At 48.4% G+C, this 16,918-nt stretch carries 15 protein-coding genes and 1 tRNA gene; 7 read left to right on the top strand and 9 right to left on the bottom strand.

What is annotated here, in order from left to right; translation table 11 throughout:
* Positions 1-62 precede the first annotated feature (62 nt).
* From H515_RS0100965 to H515_RS0100945, 5 genes are all read right to left on the bottom strand, one after another.
* Positions 63-710 carry a thiamine phosphate synthase gene (locus tag H515_RS0100965; RefSeq protein ID WP_025874843.1) on the bottom strand — a complete coding sequence of 216 codons (648 nt, stop codon included), beginning with the start codon at positions 708-710 and terminating at the stop codon, positions 63-65.
* The gene (gene thiD, locus H515_RS0100960) at positions 707-1,522 is read right to left on the bottom strand and encodes a bifunctional hydroxymethylpyrimidine kinase/phosphomethylpyrimidine kinase (RefSeq protein ID WP_028901455.1); all 816 of its coding nucleotides are present in this window, start codon (positions 1,520-1,522) and stop codon (positions 707-709) included. The genes H515_RS0100965 and thiD overlap by 4 nt, the downstream gene beginning before the upstream one ends.
* Positions 1,523-1,797: 275 nt before the next feature.
* Entirely contained in the window at positions 1,798-2,505 is a 708-nt protein-coding gene (locus H515_RS0100955; RefSeq protein ID WP_025874845.1) for an ABC transporter ATP-binding protein, read from the bottom strand.
* A 305-nt stretch (positions 2,506-2,810) separates the two neighbouring features.
* On the bottom strand, positions 2,811-3,605 hold the full coding sequence (locus tag H515_RS0100950) for an ADP-ribosylglycohydrolase family protein (RefSeq protein ID WP_025874847.1): 795 nt from the start codon (positions 3,603-3,605) through the stop codon (positions 2,811-2,813).
* Positions 3,606-3,662: 57 nt separating this feature from the next.
* Positions 3,663-3,734 (bottom strand) — tRNA-Arg (locus tag H515_RS0100945).
* A gap of 170 nt (positions 3,735-3,904) precedes the next feature.
* Between H515_RS0100945 and H515_RS0100940 the strand changes: the two genes are divergently transcribed.
* Complete coding sequence (locus H515_RS0100940) at positions 3,905-6,424, top strand: TonB-dependent receptor (RefSeq protein WP_025874849.1); 2,520 nt, start codon at positions 3,905-3,907, stop codon at positions 6,422-6,424.
* Positions 6,425-7,071: 647 nt separating this feature from the next.
* The gene (locus H515_RS0100935) at positions 7,072-7,938 is read left to right on the top strand and encodes a DMT family transporter (RefSeq protein WP_025874851.1); all 867 of its coding nucleotides are present in this window, start codon (positions 7,072-7,074) and stop codon (positions 7,936-7,938) included.
* Positions 7,939-8,098: 160 nt separating this feature from the next.
* Here the strand turns inward: H515_RS0100935 and metG are convergent, their stop codons facing one another.
* The 4 genes from metG to H515_RS14975 all read right to left on the bottom strand — a co-directional run bounded on the left by metG (position 8,099) and on the right by H515_RS14975 (position 11,806).
* Positions 8,099-10,162, bottom strand: a complete 2,064-nt coding sequence (metG, locus tag H515_RS0100930) for a methionine--tRNA ligase (RefSeq protein ID WP_025874853.1) — start codon at positions 10,160-10,162, stop codon at positions 8,099-8,101.
* A 323-nt stretch (positions 10,163-10,485) separates the two neighbouring features.
* On the bottom strand, positions 10,486-11,037 hold the full coding sequence (locus H515_RS0100925; RefSeq protein ID WP_028901454.1) for a hypothetical protein: 552 nt from the start codon (positions 11,035-11,037) through the stop codon (positions 10,486-10,488).
* Between the two features lie 18 nt (positions 11,038-11,055).
* On the bottom strand, positions 11,056-11,454 hold the full coding sequence (locus H515_RS15335) for a hypothetical protein (RefSeq protein WP_025874855.1): 399 nt from the start codon (positions 11,452-11,454) through the stop codon (positions 11,056-11,058).
* A gap of 196 nt (positions 11,455-11,650) precedes the next feature.
* On the bottom strand, positions 11,651-11,806 hold the full coding sequence (locus H515_RS14975) for a transposase (protein WP_238300055.1): 156 nt from the start codon (positions 11,804-11,806) through the stop codon (positions 11,651-11,653).
* 167 nt (positions 11,807-11,973) lie between these two features.
* Here H515_RS14975 and H515_RS0100910 point away from each other — a divergent pair, with 167 nt between their 5' ends.
* The 5 genes from H515_RS0100910 to H515_RS12770 are packed head-to-tail and all read left to right on the top strand — an operon-like array spanning position 11,974 to position 16,849.
* Positions 11,974-12,921, top strand: a complete 948-nt coding sequence (locus H515_RS0100910; protein WP_025874859.1) for a lysophospholipid acyltransferase family protein — start codon at positions 11,974-11,976, stop codon at positions 12,919-12,921.
* Positions 12,922-12,935: 14 nt separating this feature from the next.
* On the top strand, positions 12,936-13,853 hold the full coding sequence (locus H515_RS0100905; protein ID WP_025874861.1) for a glycosyltransferase family 2 protein: 918 nt from the start codon (positions 12,936-12,938) through the stop codon (positions 13,851-13,853).
* A gap of 59 nt (positions 13,854-13,912) precedes the next feature.
* On the top strand, positions 13,913-14,689 hold the full coding sequence (locus tag H515_RS0100900) for a DUF5672 family protein (protein WP_025874863.1): 777 nt from the start codon (positions 13,913-13,915) through the stop codon (positions 14,687-14,689).
* Positions 14,690-14,712: 23 nt separating this feature from the next.
* Positions 14,713-15,894, top strand: coding sequence for a glycosyltransferase (locus tag H515_RS0100895; protein WP_025874865.1), 1,182 nt, complete (start codon positions 14,713-14,715; stop codon positions 15,892-15,894).
* A gap of 4 nt (positions 15,895-15,898) precedes the next feature.
* Complete coding sequence (locus H515_RS12770; protein ID WP_081410095.1) at positions 15,899-16,849, top strand: glycosyl transferase family 90; 951 nt, start codon at positions 15,899-15,901, stop codon at positions 16,847-16,849.
* The last annotated feature ends 69 nt before the right edge of the window (positions 16,850-16,918 follow it).

Genomic DNA, 16,918 nt, shown 5'->3' with positions numbered 1-16,918 from the left:
TCGATTGCAGAGCGACACACCACTGACGGATGGGTGGCAATCAACCTCACGGGCTGAGTCGGTCAACGCTCGTTCAACTTCTGCCCAACTTCCGCCTCATCAATTATCTTTCTCATCTCGTCCATTGGATTAACAGCGTTCAATACTGCCCCACTCACGGCAATCCCACTGATGCCCGTTGCCATGATTTCAGGAATGTCATCTCTCAATATACCCCCAATGGCGATGACTGGGATATTGATTTTATTCGACTTCATCAGTGTGATAAGATGCCGATATCCCTCAAGTCCGACCGTCGGAGCCAGCTTCTTCTTGGTGGCAGTGAATCGAAACGGACCGCAGCCTATGTAGCTTACACCTTGTCGGTGAAGCCGTCTGATGTCGTCGAAGGTATTCGCCGTACCACCTATTATTATAGAATCGTCGCCCAATAGGGCACGTGCCTCGTCAACAGGCATATCCAACTTGCCCAGATGTAGTCCGTCAGCCTGCAGTGTTTTCACAAGATGCACGCGGTCGTCAATTACGAATGTTGCCCTGTAAGCTTTGCAAAGAGCCCTCACTCGTCTGCCAACGGCCATGAACTCTCCGTCGTCGGCATCCTTCATTCGCAGTTGCACCCACCGACATCCACCTTTCAGTGCAAGTTCTGCCCCTTCTTCATAGCCGAACCGTTGGTTTTCATGTGTTATGTATTGTACATTTGTCATCGCTTTATGAGTTTTTCAGGCTGAAAGAAATGGTTGACCGGTCCGTGTCCGCTGCCAATCTGAACATCAGCTCCTGCGGAAATGGCTTTGCCAACATAGTCCTTGGCCAACTGCACCGCACCGACCAGCTCCTCGCCTCGGGCCAGAAACGAGGCTATTGCCGACGAAAGCGTACAACCTGTGCCATGTGTGTTGCGTGTTTCGATGGTTTTTCCGGCGAAAACCGTGTAACTGCCATCGTGCCGGTAGAGTCTGTCTGCCTTCTCGTTGCCCTCGATGTGCCCTCCCTTTATAAGCAAATTCCGACATCCAAGGTTCATCATCAGCCGTGCAGCATTGTCCATCTGTTCTTCGGAACGGATGGTTATTCCCGACAACACCTCAGCCTCCGGGATGTTCGGAGTGAGCAAAGAAGCCATTGGCAGCAAGCGTTCGCAAAAGGTTTGCACAGCTGTTTCCTCCATCAGCTGGCTTCCGGAAGTGGAAACCATCACGGGATCGACCACCAGATGTCGTGGTTTGTATTCCGAAAGCACATCGGCAATGGTGCGGATAGTGGCGGCATCGTTCACCATCCCTATCTTAATGGCATCGGGACGGATATCGTCCATAACCGCTCGCAGCTGTGCCGCCACCACATTGGGCGCTATTGGCTGAATGGCCGATACCCCTATCGTATTCTGTGCCGTCACCGACGTGACCACCGAAGCCGCATAACATCCCAATGCCGACATTGTTTTGATGTCCGCTTGTATGCCAGCCCCACCGCAACTGTCGGAGCCTGCGACCGTTAAAGTTTTGAGATAGACCATTGCATCACCTTATATAATAGAAGGCCTACTATGGGAATGCACTGAATCTAATGAATGATAAACGCAAATTATGTATATTCGCACTTCCTACGGCAGCATTATCTGCATCAGGTTATACGGGTATAATCTCAGCTCACTCAACGGAGTGGCACCCCCTCTTCGGTCAATCCGAATGTTTATCTGTTTGCAAAGATATAAAAAAAGCGAACGAAAAACAAATGTTTTCGAAGGAAAAAATATTTTTTTTCTCGCCAGTCTGCCCCCGCAGCGCCATCCTATGCCAACAGCTCATTGATGTCGGCCTTCACTTTGGAGGACTCAACAACATGGAGTCCGCTCCCGTCGAGTTCAACAAGACTGTCGGCCAGCCGCAGCGCCAGTTCGAGATCATGGGTCGATAGGAAAATAACCTTGTCTGTCTCCACAGCCAACCGGTGCAGAAGCTGCAGCATCTCAACCTTAGAGCGGAAGTCGAGGAATGCCGTAGGTTCGTCAAGAAGAATGATAGGAGTCTGTTGTGCGAGCGCCTTGGCAATCATCACCTTCTGTCGCTCACCGTCGGAGAGCGTCTGTATCATCCGATCTTTCAGTTTAGTAATGCCCACCATCTCAATCGACTGCGCAACGATGGTCTGGTCCTCAACTCCGAGTTTTCCCCAAAAGCCCGTATAAGGCATACGGCCCATCCCCACCATCTCCGTCACACTGAGATTCTGAACATCGGGCTTATAGGTCAGCACAATGCTGATGAGCTTAGACCGCTCGCGCGTCGTCAGCCCGTCAATATCCCGTCCGTCGAGCAGTAGCCTTCCACCGAGCTTCGGCAAGAAACCTGTCAGCGTCTTCAACAGGGTTGACTTGCCGATGCCATTTGAGCCGATGAGACATGTCAGCTCGCCACTCCTGATTTCCACATTGATGCCCGAGACTACGGGTGCGTAACCTTTGTAGCCTATCGAAAGTTGTTCAAGCGTTATTTTCATCGTTGCAAAGATAAGTAAAGAAAGTGAAAGACTTCAAAGAATCTCCGACAAAAAAACATAACCTCCGGGCGTGATGTCGCCAGCGGACTGACGAATGTCCATCGACTCGTCTGGGAGTAAATAATTTTGACAAACTATCCTTTTGCTTGACGTTTTATAATTATCTGAAAAACAAATTATTACGCACATAGAAACAAAACGTCAGTGTTTATCAGCCAGAAGCTGACCTTTTATCGTGCAATAGCTCACCTTTCGCCTTGTGATGGCTGAGCTTTTGAAAAGCCAATGGTAATCAATCTTTACAATTACTTTCTGATATCGGCCTGAATAGCATCGTAGAACTGCTCCAGAATGGCCAGTATATCATCGGGCAAATAGCTGAAAGCCTTCTCCACCATCCAGTCGGGGACTTCGTAATAAGCCTCTGCAACCGAGCCCGTAATGCAGGCCTTTGTGTCGGTATCTCCATCGCAGAGCACCGCAAGCCTGACGGCCTCCTCGAAATCGTTGGCATCCATGAAGCAACGGAGGGCCATCGGTACGGTCTCCTGACAGGTTCCGTCGAAATGTCCCTGAGCACCAATCTTCAGAATGTCGCGCATCGGCGGCAGTTCGTAACCGTAGAATTTGCTCACCTTGATTTCCAAATCCTGCTTGGAGTAGCGCATGTTCTTCAACCAGCAGATAACCTCTGCAATACACTGAGCGCCCTTGATTCCTTCCGGATGATTGTGGCTCACTTCGGCACTCTTCTTCGCCTCGGCGATGACCTCCTCCCACTCGTTGAACAACCATCCTATCGGACTGACACGCATAGCCGATCCGTTTCCAAAGGAGTTCATCGGCTGTGGGTCATCTGCGTGAAGCCATTCGTAGAACATGCTCCCGTAAGCCCCCATCGGATCGGGGTAGCGGTCGCACCAATCGAGCAGCGATTCCTTGTAGCCACGGTGGTTCAGCACGGCATCGGCAATGGCAACGGTACATATCGTATCGTCGGTGTATGAACATTCGTCCGTGAACAATTTAAAGTCTTTCTGAGGTGCGGCTCCAAATTCAAAGCGAGAGCCGACAATGTCGCCAATGATTGCTCCAAGCATACTGAAAAGGTGTTAGGTGTTGATTGTCCAGTGATAGGCCTACAAAGAGCCATAGTGTACCCCTGATGAGAATCGAACTCATATTTCAGCTTTAGGAGAGCCGTGTTCTATCCATTGAACTACAAGGGCATGGTAATTCGTCATATACACTGGCAAGTCGCAAAAATGAGATGACAGATGCGCCTGAATATAAATTGTGAATGCAAAGATAACGAAAAAATATTGTATCGCAGACTTTCCGACATTTTTTTTATCATCAAATTAAACTTTCCAAACCGCAAATGGTCTTAAAATTAGTTATGAACAGGGTTATTAAAATCACACTGCTACTCCTGCTTAGCACTACAGTAGCTCTCGCTCAAGGCTCAGTGAAAGGAAAAGTGCTTGATAAAAAGTCGAACATAGGGCTTGAATTTATCAACATTGCTATCCGAAAAGAAGGTAACGATAAGATTTTCAAAGGCGCTATCACCGATACGGAAGGAAATTTCATGATCGGCAACCTTCCCAATGGTTCCTATTCGTTGACTGCCAGCTTTATGGGTTACAAAGACTTGGTTAGGAAATTCACCGTCACAACATCAAAGCCCGACCATCATTTCATCGCTCTTTATCTTTCGGAAGACACGAAAGCGCTCGACGAAGTGGTAGTGACGGGCCAACGGTCGGAGATGAAACTGGAGGTTGACCGCAAGACATTCAACGTCGATCAGCAAATAGCCAATGCCGGAGGCGTAGCTTCCGACGTGCTGGAGAACATCCCAAGCGTTGAGGTCGATAACGATGGGAACGTCTCTTTGCGAGGAAACTCAAGCGTTGAGGTATGGATCAACGGCAAGGCATCGGGCCTATCGAGCGACAACCGTGCCGAAATCCTACAGCAATTGCCAGCCGAAAGCATCGAGCGCATTGAGGTAATCGACAACCCTTCAGCCAAATTCTCGGCCGAAGGTTCAGCCGGCATCATCAACATCGTACTCAAGAAAGAGCGAAAGGCAGGCTATTACGGCAGCGTTCAGGCTGGAGGCGACACCCGTGGCGGAGCCAACACATCATTCAATATCAACTACAACAGCTCATTCATCGACACTTATTTCAACATTGGTTACCGACACCGAAAAAAAACGGGAGGTGCGTGGAGCGAACAGACGTACAATAACACCAATACCTATCAGACATACGAGTCGGAAAACAGAAGTCAGGGCAACAATCTCTTCACCCGCGCCGGCCTCACACTTCACGCAACCAACAAGGATGACTTCACACTTGGCGGCATGTTCATGGTCGGACGCCGTAACGAAAACAACATAACACCCTATCATTACGGAGCCATCGGCTCGCCATTCGACACCCGAATCATGTACAGACAGACGTCAGGAGAGGGCGATATGCGAATGATGCACGGCGAATTTGGCTACCGTCACAACTTCAACGACCATCACTTCATTGATTTCAACGTAGGTTACGACCACTGGAAGTCAGACAATAACAACGTCTATCAAGACTCCACCACCTATTTCGACACCAACGGCGAACCTATTGTCAAGACACCGCAGATTGCATCCTACCAACTGCGGCCGATGCACATTAACAATCGCTCGTGGGAGGTGAAGCTCGACTATGAAAACCAACTCTCTGAAGCCTTCAAACTGCAAGCTGGTTATCAGGGAGAGTTCAACCACGAGAACACCCCACAGGAGAGTTTCATCGACAAAAACAACTGGAACGGCAACAATATGGTGGAAGACCAGGCCTATTACAACCGCTTTATCTACAAGAACGATATCCATGCGCTCTACACCACGGCAACTTACAGGCTCGGTAAGTTAAGTCTTATGGCGGGATTGCGCGGCGAATACTGGAAAGTGAACACCGAAAGTTATTCATGGGCACAGGAAAGGGATGCCAGTCTGCGCGACAAGCCTTTCAAGAAGGATTACTTTCAACTCTTCCCAAGTGTGTTCATGAGCTACCAACTCACAGACAACGACCAACTACAACTCAACTATACCCGTCGGCTGCGCCGTCCATGGGGCGGACAGCTCAACTCTTTCCGCAACACAAGCGATGCCACTGTCATATCGTTTGGCAATCCAGAATTGACCCCCGAATACAGCAATTCATTCTCATTGAACTACTTACGCACTTGGGTGCAGCACTCTTTGCTCGTGGCGGCTTATTATCGGCCGACGAGCGATGTCGTGCAGCGCATCAACTACCGAAGCTCGGCCGACGGCCTCATGTATCAGACGAGTTTTAACGTGGGCAAAAGCACGGCGACAGGTCTGGAACTGACGGCGAAGAACAAGCTCTCCCGCATACTCGACCTGAGCACATCGGCCAATTTCTATTATTACAAGCTCGACGGGTTCAACTTCGACATCGACGGACAGACCGTTTCGGGCAAGGGCAACAGCAATTTCACGTGGAATGCCAGAATGCAGGCAAGTCTTATGCTGCCCTACGACATCTCGCTGCAGGTGACTGGCAAATACCGCAGTCGCCAAACCATCTCCCAAGGCTACCGAAAGGGAAGCGGAAGTCTTAACCTCGGTCTGAGAAAGAGTTTCCTCAACAAGAGCCTTGTTTTGTCAATCAACTGCAAAGACTTGCTCAACTCACGGCGATGGAAGACCTACACAAGTGGTGAGGCTTTCTCACGATACCAAGAGAACTGGCGTTCGGGACGCAGAGTAAGACTGACGCTCACATGGAACTTCGGCAACATGAAGAAGCACAAGAATCAACGTAACGACGACGATGAGCAAGACGACGACTTCGGCAATTCCTACAGTGGATCGGACATGGGCGAACAATAACTCCCTGTCGGCCGTTTGACAGCAACAGGCACATCCGACATCGACTGTATGGCCTCTTTCCAGCCATCATAGGTTCACCTACATCTTGGACGTCGTAGCGTTTCGACGCAGCTCGCCACACCATCGGTAGAACAATAAGCCATCTATTCGACAACTAAGAAAAGCCTACGATGTCTCAAATGACCAGATTTAAACAAGCGAACCATAGATTTTCTCTATATGAAAGCAGTGCTGACATTGATTGTTTGCACTGCTTTCTTTTTTGTTTTATAACACAAAGCATATCAGCACTTTACAAGTTGGACAACAAAAGGTCACCTTTCACACGACGATAGATGACCTTTCTGTTTGCAATAGGTCACCTATTGCACAACGAAAGCTCATGTATAGGACGACGAGACTGGAGCCATCTCACCACGACCGCCCGTCTCACGAAGTGCAATGGAACGCCGCAGGCATACTATTCACCACAGTGAAGCGCATCGTCTGGATAGGTTTTTAATTCACAAAACTCTGTGTGTTTCTGAAAAGAATGAGTAACTTTGCAGCCGTTTGTCTGGAATTGCCGCTCGTCAGCTACCCATCAGCATTACTCCGATGGCCAGAAACAAGAGGCAACCAGCCGTTTTCAACTATAAAACAACAACATGAATACTCAGACAAAAGGATATATAGCCGGCATTCTGGCCGCTGTCTTCTACGGAACTAATCCCCTTGGGGCATTGCCTCTCTATGCTCACGGCATCACATCGGGCAATGTACTCTTCTATCGCTATGGCATCACGGTGCTCATGTTCGCCGTCTGGCTGGTACTGCTCAGGGAAGACTTCAGAATCAAATGGGGTCATGCCATCAAATTCGCCATTCTCGGCTGCTTTTTCGGTTTCTCCTCAATAATGCTCTTTGCCAGTTTTCACTTCATGAACGCTGGTGTCGCGTCAACGATACTGTTCTCCTATCCCATCATCACGGCTGTCCTGATGGTGGTTTTCTACCATGAGCACATCAATTGGTCCACCGCCCTGTCCATTTTGCTTGCCATCGTCGGAATAGGGCTGCTCTATCGGGGCGACGGAGGCGAGACTCTGAGCGTCACGGGAATCATGCTGGTACTTGGATCGTCGTTGCTCTATGCGCTTTACATCGTGTATGTCAATCAGTTCAAGGTGGAAATGTCGCCCATCAAGTTCACTTTCTGGGTCATTCTCTTCGGCTGGTTTTCCATCATCGGCTATATGCTGTTTGTCGGTGACAGGCTGCAGATGCTGCAAGGGACTACCGAATGGATTTTTGCTGCTCAACTGGCACTGCTTCCGACGCTGCTATCGCTCTACTTTATGAATATTGCCATCAAGCATATAGGCAGCACACCCGCCTCGATTCTTGGAGCATTGGAACCCGTTACGGCAGTCATCATCAGCACTTTCGTCTTCAGCGAGGCTTTTACGTTGAGGCTTGCCGTGGGAATCGTCTTGATTTTGTCGGCGGTCATACTCATTATCCTGAAGAAATAGCTGCCTCTGCAACAGGCCATCGACAGACAGAGCGACTGCGAAACATAAACCCCATCCGGTTGGTTGACCAGATGGGGCTTATGCTATGATGACACAAGGCCACGTTCTTCCAAGCATTTGCACTGTAAGCCGACGAGCAAAGGCAGTGCAAAGGCTTGTCCTATCCTACCTGACTGCCGGGTTTCACCTCGTCAAGTGTGGTGGTGACGCTCAGCGATCCGTCGAAATTCACTGCCGAGAGAATCATGCCCTGACTCTCAATGCCCATCATCTTGCGGGGCGCAAAGTTGGCCACGAACAGCACGTCCTTGCCAATGAGCTGCTCAGGCTCATAGAAGGCTGCAATTCCGCTTAGGATTGTACGGGTATTGCCGGAGCCGTCGTCGATTGTGAACTGAAGCAGTTTCTTGCTTTTCTTCACCTTCTCGCAGTTGATAATATGTCCGACGCGGATATCGAGCTTTTCGAAGTCGTCGAAAGGAATCTCCTTTTTGATAGGCTCTGCTTTGTAGGCGGCCGCCTCATTTGCCTTCTTGGTTTCCTCAAGCTTCTTGAGCTGGGCGTCGATGGTGTCGTCCTCTATCTTTTCGAACAGTAATTGTGGGTCGTTGAGCCTATGTCCGGCAGGCAGAAGCTCAGTAGATCCCAGCGAACTCCATTCATAGTCGTTCATGTTGATCATCTCGCGCAGTTTCTTACTGCTGAAAGGCAAGAACGGTTCGAATGCTATGCTGAGGTTGGCAACGAGCTGCAGCGAGATGTAGAGTATGGTCTCCACTCGCTTTGGGTCTGTTTTCCACACCTTCCAAGGCTCGCATTCGGCGATGTACTTATTGCCAATGCGCGCCAAGTTCATAGCTTCCTTCTGTGCTTCGCGGAACTTGAACACGTCGAGGAATGACTCAACCTTGTCTTTTACGTCCTTGAATTCCTGTATTGCCTGACGATCGACGTCCAGCAGCTCACCGCATACGGGCACAACGCCGTCCCAATATTTCTTGGTGAGCTGCAATGCACGGTTGACGAAGTTGCCATAGACGGCTACAAGCTCACTGTTGTTGCGCTCCTGAAAGTCTTTCCATGTGAAATTGTTGTCCTTTGTCTCCGGCGCATTTGCCGTAAGCACGTATCGGAGCACATCTTGCTTTCCTGGGAAGTCAACGAGATACTCGTGAAGCCACACCGCCCAATTGCGGCTGGTGGATATTTTATCGTTCTCAAGGTTGAGAAACTCGTTGGATGGTACGTTGTCAGGGAGTATGTAGTCACCATGCGCCTTCAACATGCTTGGGAAAATGAGGCAGTGGAACACGATATTGTCCTTGCCTATGAAGTGAACGAGGCGCGATTGTGGGTCTTGCCACCACTTTTGCCAAGTTCCGAAGCGCTCTGGCTCACGGTCGCAGAGTTCCTTGGTGTTCGATATGTAGCCGATAGGTGCGTCGAACCACACGTAGAGTACCTTTCCCTCGGCTCCCTCTACCGGAACGGGGATGCCCCAGTTGAGATCGCGGGTCATGGCGCGTGGCTGAAGGTCCATGTCCAGCCAACTCTTGCATTGCCCATATACGTTCGGACGCCATTCCTTGTGTCCGTCGAGAATCCACTGTTTCAACCATTCCTGATAGTTGTTCAATGGCAAATACCAGTTCTTGGTTTTCCTGATGACGGGCTTCGAACCAGAGATGGTTGAGTGTGGATTGATGAGTTCCATTGGACTAAGGGCACTTCCGCACTTCTCACACTGGTCGCCGTAGGCGTTTTCGTTATGGCAATGGGGGCATTCGCCCACCACATAGCGGTCGGCAAGGAATTGCCGCGCCTCCTCATCGTAGAGTTGCTCGCTCTCTTTCTCAACGAGTTTTCCCTCGTCGTAGAGTTTCCGGAAGAAGTCGGCTGCGAACTTGTGGTGAATATCGCTGGTGGTGCGGCTGTAGATGTCGAACGAGATGCCAAATTCCTCGAACGAATCTTTGATCATCTTGTGATAGCGGTCACACACATCTTGCGGGGTGATGTTCTCTTTCTTGGCACGCAACGTGATGGGCACTCCGTGCTCGTCGCTTCCTCCGATAAAAATGACTTCTTCTTTCTTCAGCCGAAGGTATCTGACGTAGATGTCTGCTGGAACATAGACTCCGGCAAGGTGACCTATATGCACACCGCCGTTGGCATAAGGCAGAGCCGCCGTGACGGTGGTGCGTTTGAATTTCTTTTCTTCCATTTATGTTTGATATTTTAATCTGGGTGCAAAGTTACTGTAAATCAAGGGAAACTCAAAAAAAAAGTGCAATTATAATATTCCGACGGGTGACACTTTAGCCCTACGAGACGAGCGATTGAGGACTGGAAGCCATCGAACATTGTCCGTTTTTTTTACTTTCAGCCAACCAAAGATATGCTTCTGTAAAGCGAACGGTGAGCTTTTACACTGCGAAAGCTCACCTTTCGCCGTGCGATGGCTCACCTTTTGTAACGCAATTATTATCACGCTGTCAGTCAGGTATTTACAGCTTCATACGAAAACAGTTACTTTGTCGTGTTTTTTTACTGAACTCTCACGGTCTTTGCGCCCGCATAACAGGCTATCCTGCGTGAGCCTTTCACATAGATATCTTCGTTGCCAGGCATGTCGAGTGTGTAGCCGGCCGCCTTCACCTGAGCCACCAGATTGTCATATGCCTTCTGATTGAACACACCTATTATGATAGCGCCCTCCTTAAAGGCCACATAGCTCGACACTCCCTTGCGCAACGGCTTTGGATAATCCTCGTATTGGTTGGCGGTGAGTATCTTGGCCAATCGGCAATTCTTGTAGAATAGCTTCGAGAACTTGTCGAGACGGTAGATTTCGTAGTCTTTTTTCAGCTTGTAGCCGTATTTCTTAGCAGTTTCAGCCATCCTTTCGGGATGCTCGAACACATCAACAGCCTCGGCAATGCTGATAACTTCAGGCTCAGGGGTAACCTGTTCCACAGTAGGTTGCTGAATTGCCGGCTCGCCATTGGCCGGACTGGTGACTTTTTTCGTCATTCCACAACCTGCCAACACAAAGGCTGCGCCGACGAGGGCTATAGCAATAAATTTTCTCTGTTTCATCTTTTTTACGCTTATAAATTAAATTGTGTGCAAAGATAATACATTTATTTCATTCTCTAACGAACATTCCTCACCCCCAAGGTTAAATGGAGTTAAGCCTGTGGTCATCCTTATCATAACACTTAGGTATAATAAGGCTCCATTTTCACTTACAGACAGGAATCCGATGACGCAGCATTCATGTATGCTCCGGTATATGGAGCAACGTGGTATGGTGGCGTAAGCATCACCATCTGATAGGTCAAAAGCTAACACAGTCTTACTGTAACTCCCCTGAATTGCAAGATATTCAGGGGAGTTTTCTTGTCGAATGATGTTGCAGCTCATTGTATTCTGAAGGTAGAACACCTTTATCCGCTTTTGGTTGGTTTGGATATAATGGAACAGATTATCGGCAATCTGGATATATTTTGACATGTTGGGATGGCTGTTATTTCTATAAAGCCAAATGCGGTCATTAGGATTTATTCTTTCAATATAGAGAACCTATTCGTCCTTGCGAATTTAATAGAATCCGGGTACTCACCCGTATAATTTTAGGACTCAAGAACCCCTGTGCCATCTGCTTATGATAATCGACAAAAACACAGCGTTTCAAGTGCAGCAACTTGATTCAATTACGGGAGCGATCGTAGAAAACATAGGCTACACCCTCAGGAGGGATAAAATCATAGCTGCGCTCCAATTGAGACAAACGAAGAATACCCCGACGCATGTCCACTGGAGTGTAACAAATCCGAAAAGCATTTGTTTCGTCGAGTACAAACATAAGTCTTTCGGACAAAGGTTGTAAATTGGAGATACCACACAAAAGCGGCTAATATTGGATACTTTCTTTGCAGAGAGGACGTGCTTGAATGATTACCACAATTCTTGCATTTCCAAAAGTTTTTCAGTAACTTTGTGACGTAAATAGTGACGAAAAACGACTTCAACATGAAGAAAGCATTCAATTATATAGCATACGGACTGGCTTACGGCTTCTGGTATTTGATGTCGTTATTGCCTTTCTGCATCCTTTTCCTGCTCTCTGACTTCCTTTTCGTCATCATCGCCCACGTGGTACGATACCGTCACAAAGTCATTTGGAAGAATCTCACAGAGAGTTTTCCCGATAAAAGCGAGGCGGAGATAAGGAAAATAGAGTACGATTTCTACCACTGGTTCTGCGACTACTTGGTCGAAACCATCAAGTTGATGACCATGTCACCCACATCGCTCCAGAAACGGATGCGGTTCACTGGCATGGAACCATTCAACGAAGTACTAAAGAACGGCGGATCGTGCGCCGTTTACCTCGGTCACTATTGTAATTGGGAGTGGATAACCTCCATACCCTACTGGATTCCCGACCACGTTCAGTGCTGCGAGCTTTACCATCCGTTGGAAAATGACTATTTCGACAGGCTATTCAAGTATGTCCGAGAGCGGCAGAATGCTCTCTGCATACCGATGCAAGAGTCGTTGCGGAAGATAATAGAGTTCAGGCGCAACAGCCAGTCGCTCGTCGTGGGCTACATCGCCGACCAAGTACCGCTATGGTGGAACATCCATCACTGGGTTGATTTCCTCAACCACGACACCCCGGTGCTGACTGGTGCCGAGCGGATTGTAAAGCACACTGGGCAGGCTTGCTTCTATGGCGATGTGCGGAGGCTGAGGCGTGGCTACTACGAGTGTGAGATGAAGCTGATGACACTTCATCCAAAGGAGATGAAAGACTTTGAGATCACCGACATTTACTTCCAGATGCTTGAGAAAACCATCAAGCGCGATCCCGCCACCTATCTGTGGAGCCACAACCGTTGGAAGAGAACCCGTGAGGATTTCGACCGCTACTGGAAAGTCGTGGATGGGAAAGTGATAAGAAAACAAACCGACTAATCCTATATTCAGATATGAAAATAACAGCTGTTGTAGTAACCTTCAACCGACTGGAGCTGCTTAAGAAAGGCATCGAGAGCCTGAGAAAGCAAGCACGGTTGTCAAATATCATCGTTGTGAACAACGGCAGTACCGACGGAACCGACAAGTGGCTGGCCACACAAACTGACCTGCGGGTCATCAATCAGGAAAATGTGGGAGGCTCAGGAGGATTCTATACGGGCATAAAGGCAGCCTACGACGACGGCGCCGATTGGCTATGGTGCATGGACGATGACGTCTTTCCCCACGATGACTGTCTCGACAAGCTGCTGCGGCAGGTCGAAGAGCTGCACATCACTGCCGACGGAGGACAGCCTTTGGGAATATTGAGCCCGCGGAGACTGATGGAAGGGCAGGTGTTCACACACGAATTCCGGCAATATAACTTCACAAATCCATTCGGTAGCATGCACGGCAGCAAGCTGAAGGGCAGCGAAACCGAAACGACGGAGATTGTCGGATGCGACTTCGAAGGCCCATTCATCAGCCGTGCCGTAGTGGAGAAGATTGGATTGCCCAACAAGGAGCTGTTCATCTTCTGCGACGACACCGACTATTGTCTGCGTGCGCATCTGGCAGGTTTCAAATTGCTCTATGTTCCCGATGCCCTGATGGACAAACACAAGTTCTTCACAGATGATTCGTGGACCACACGCAACCAGAAAAAGAAGTGGAAACGGTACTATCAGGTACGAAACGAGGCCTACATGAACCACCATTACGGAAAGAACTGGGGCGTAAGGTATCTCCGAAGCTGGATAGGCGTGATGGGCTACGTAATTCCTGCAATCGTTACCATGCCCTTTACGAAGGCATGGCAGCCCAAAGACCTCATGATGCTTCACCGCGCCTATCATGATGGCATTGCCGAGAAACTCGGAAAGAGATAGAATGGGCAATGAAAGGTAGGTGGCGAATCGACAAACGTTAAATACTAAGAAAACAAGACATGAACGGAAAACTGGTAAAGGTCATCATCCCCATTTACAAACCTCAGCTGAAGGACTACGAGAGGGCAGCACTCGAAAACAATCTCAGACTGCTCGAAGGCTTTCCCGTAACTTTCCTGAAGCCGGAGCACACCGATATGACCGAATTGCATGAGCAATATCCAGCAGTGGGTATGCAAAGCGTGAGCGATGAGTGGCTGGGGACAAAGAAAGGGATACAGGGTTACAACGAAATGATGATGTCGGAAAAGTTTTACGAGCTCTTTTCCGATTACGAATATATCTTAATCTGCCACGTTGATGCGTGGCTCTTTAGAAATGAGTTGGTAGAATGGTGTCGGAAGGGCTACGACCATGTGGCAGCACCTTGGCCCATGCGGCCACGTTACAGACGTTTTCCCTTGAAACAGTATCTGAAACTGAAACTTTGGCTCAAACCCAAACGAAAAATCATTCATTGCCAGATGTTCGGAAAGATTGGAAACGGTGGATTGTCCCTACGTAGAGTGGAAACGTTTCGCAAGGCCTGTGTTGATTATGCCGATACAATAGCTTATTATAATAGCCAATCGGGAGCACTTTACAACGAAGATCTCTTTTGGGCATTGGAGCCTTCATTGAAGTTACCATCCGTAGAAGAAGCCCTGAAATTCTCTTTTGACTTAAAACCGGAACTATCTTACGAGCTCAATCATCAACAACTGCCAATGGCTTGCCACGGATTCAATAAACCGGTGCGCATCAAATTTTGGCGGCAGTTCATTCATGGACTGTAAATAAATAAAAAAACACTGAAAAAATGAAGATAGTACACATCAGCATGGCTGATTTCAATGGTGCCGGACTCTGTGCTTATCGCATCTGTAAGGCGCAAAGAGCTATGGGAATGGATAGCCGAATGGTAGTGTTAAAGAAAAAACACAAGGATGATTTCATAGAGACTTACGGAGGATTTACTTATTTTTTATATAGCATTCTGCGAAAGATAAAAAAGTTATTACGCATTCCAGATGACTTTAACACGTGCCGTGAGTTGGGAAAGCTGCATAATGGCGTCTATACACTTCCTGTTTCGCACATTGACTTGACAAGAGTGAAAATTATTCGGGAAGCTGATATCATTCATTTGCATTGGGTGGGGAATTTTTTGGATTATAGAACGTTTTTCGAGACACTTAAGAAAAAGCCTGTTGTTGCGACGCTTCATGATGAAAACCTGCTCTACGGATTGGCAAACATAGAGAAACAACTGTTGCCAGATAATCAGTTGGAACGAAAATATTATCGATTGAAGTTCAATGAAATACAAAAGTTGGACAAATTCGGAGCGGTGTTCCTCTCAAAGATGGGCTTCCGTCTCTATGCCGACCACGAAATGCTTTCCAAGGCTAAGAAACGAATTATCTATAATATGGTTGACTGTGGCAAGTTTCGACCTTTCCCAAAGTTGGAAGCTCGCAAATGTTTGGGATTGTGCGAAGATGACATGGTGTTTGCTTTCTGTGCATGTAACATCAATGAGCCGAGAAAAGGTCTTGATGAGCTTTCCGAGGCATTGTCGCACATTAATCCCAATTACAAAGTTATTGCAATAGGCAAGAATAGAGGTCAGAAAAAGTGGGCAAACGTTATGGAACTCGGAAGAATTTCCGACCCAGGGGAAATGTCTCGAATATTTTCAGCTGCCAATTTCTTCTGTATGCCCAGTTTTAAGGAAAACTTTGCCCAAGCCCCGCTTGAGGCAATGGCATGCGGATTGCCCGTGATAGCTTTCCCGTGTAGCGGTACCGAAGAACTGATTACCGATATGAATGGTGTCAGATGCGAAGCCTTCACTGTCGAGGCACTGGAAAACGGAATAAGGAAGGCATTGGCAACGCAATATGACGGAACGATGATTAGGAACGACATGATTGAGCGGTTCTCACCTGAAAAGATAGCCGGCGAATATCTGGACTTCTACCACGAACTAATGAAGTAAAAGCATGAGCATCCTACCCCGTAAGTTCTATTACAAGTTGCATAGTGGCAAAAACTCCAAATTGACCTACTATATCGGCTCGTATGTCGCCATCAGTTGGCCACGCGCGCTGCTCTCATTATTATATAAGTGCGAAATGAAGGCGCTGGAGCGAAGAACCGACAAAGAGTACATCATGGACCGTGTGGGCTACTACAACAAGTTGAAGGCCGATACACCCTTCGACCGTGAGGCATTCATGAGCGAGTCGGTGCGGTTGAAGGACCAGAAGATGACTGGACAGAAAGTTTACTATCTCGATTCCTATCGCTATGCGCGCTACTTTTCACAGTCGTTGCGCTGGATACTTCTGCCAGGCGACATCATTCACGTGCCCAAAGTGCCGTCGGTGACCAAGAGCCGACCGCTGAAGACCGACAATGCCAACTCCGTGCTGATGAAACTCGACCGCGTGCGCCATTTCCTGTTTGTCAACGACCGGAAAAGCTTTGCCCAAAAGAAAGACATGGCCATCTTCAGAGGCCTCATCGGGCAGGAAGGAGGCACCGAACTGAAACGCAACCGCTACGATTTCGTGCGTCGATTCTTCGGCCATCCCCTGTGCAATGTGGGTGTAATCGACCCGCAATACCCAGAGTGGCAGACAGAGAAGCTCACCATCAGTGAGCATCTCGACTACAAATTCATCATGGCACTTGAGGGAAACGATGTGGCAAGCAATCTGAAGTGGGTGATGTCGTCCAACTCTGTCGCAGTCATGCCACGACCAACCTGCGAGACATGGTTCATGGAGGGAAGGCTGAAGCCCAACTACCACTACATAGAAATCAAGCCCGACTTCTCCGACCTTGAGGAGCGGCTCAACCATTACATAGCTCATCCTGACGAAGCCGAAGCCATCATCGCTCATGCCCATGAATACGTGGCCCAAGGTAGTGTCCTTAAAAGTGTGTAATTCATCTTTCCTTTCTCAGTACTTCCGCTGTTATTTTATTCTTTTCTTTCCAGTTTTTGAATTGATATA

It is taken from the genome of Prevotella corporis DSM 18810 = JCM 8529, from assembly GCF_000430525.1.
Taxonomy (GTDB): Bacteria; Bacteroidota; Bacteroidia; order Bacteroidales; family Bacteroidaceae; genus Prevotella; species Prevotella corporis.
The sequence above is the reverse complement of the archived record's forward strand: the minus strand, read 5'-3'. Positions and strand labels throughout refer to the sequence as shown.

Excerpts from the sequence above, each read along its gene's own strand:
- H515_RS0100895 (WP_025874865.1), top strand. The coding sequence starts at position 14,713 with ATGAAGATAGTACACATCAGCATGGCTGATTTCAATGGTGCCGGACTC.
- H515_RS15335 (WP_025874855.1), bottom strand. The coding sequence starts at position 11,454 with ATGTCAAAATATATCCAGATTGCCGATAATCTGTTCCATTATATCCAA.
- H515_RS0100965 (WP_025874843.1), bottom strand. The coding sequence starts at position 710 with ATGACAAATGTACAATACATAACACATGAAAACCAACGGTTCGGCTAT.
- H515_RS0100925 (WP_028901454.1), bottom strand. The coding sequence starts at position 11,037 with ATGAAACAGAGAAAATTTATTGCTATAGCCCTCGTCGGCGCAGCCTTT.
- H515_RS0100910 (WP_025874859.1), top strand. The coding sequence starts at position 11,974 with ATGAAGAAAGCATTCAATTATATAGCATACGGACTGGCTTACGGCTTC.
- H515_RS0100900 (WP_025874863.1), top strand. The coding sequence starts at position 13,913 with ATGAACGGAAAACTGGTAAAGGTCATCATCCCCATTTACAAACCTCAG.
- H515_RS0100955 (WP_025874845.1), bottom strand. The coding sequence starts at position 2,505 with ATGAAAATAACGCTTGAACAACTTTCGATAGGCTACAAAGGTTACGCA.
- H515_RS0100935 (WP_025874851.1), top strand. The coding sequence starts at position 7,072 with ATGAATACTCAGACAAAAGGATATATAGCCGGCATTCTGGCCGCTGTC.
- H515_RS0100905 (WP_025874861.1), top strand. The coding sequence starts at position 12,936 with ATGAAAATAACAGCTGTTGTAGTAACCTTCAACCGACTGGAGCTGCTT.
- H515_RS14975 (WP_238300055.1), bottom strand. The coding sequence starts at position 11,806 with ATGTTTGTACTCGACGAAACAAATGCTTTTCGGATTTGTTACACTCCA.
- thiD (WP_028901455.1), bottom strand. The coding sequence starts at position 1,522 with ATGGTCTATCTCAAAACTTTAACGGTCGCAGGCTCCGACAGTTGCGGT.
- H515_RS0100940 (WP_025874849.1), top strand. The coding sequence starts at position 3,905 with ATGAACAGGGTTATTAAAATCACACTGCTACTCCTGCTTAGCACTACA.
- H515_RS0100950 (WP_025874847.1), bottom strand. The coding sequence starts at position 3,605 with ATGCTTGGAGCAATCATTGGCGACATTGTCGGCTCTCGCTTTGAATTT.
- metG (WP_025874853.1), bottom strand. The coding sequence starts at position 10,162 with ATGGAAGAAAAGAAATTCAAACGCACCACCGTCACGGCGGCTCTGCCT.
- H515_RS12770 (WP_081410095.1), top strand. The coding sequence starts at position 15,899 with ATGAGCATCCTACCCCGTAAGTTCTATTACAAGTTGCATAGTGGCAAA.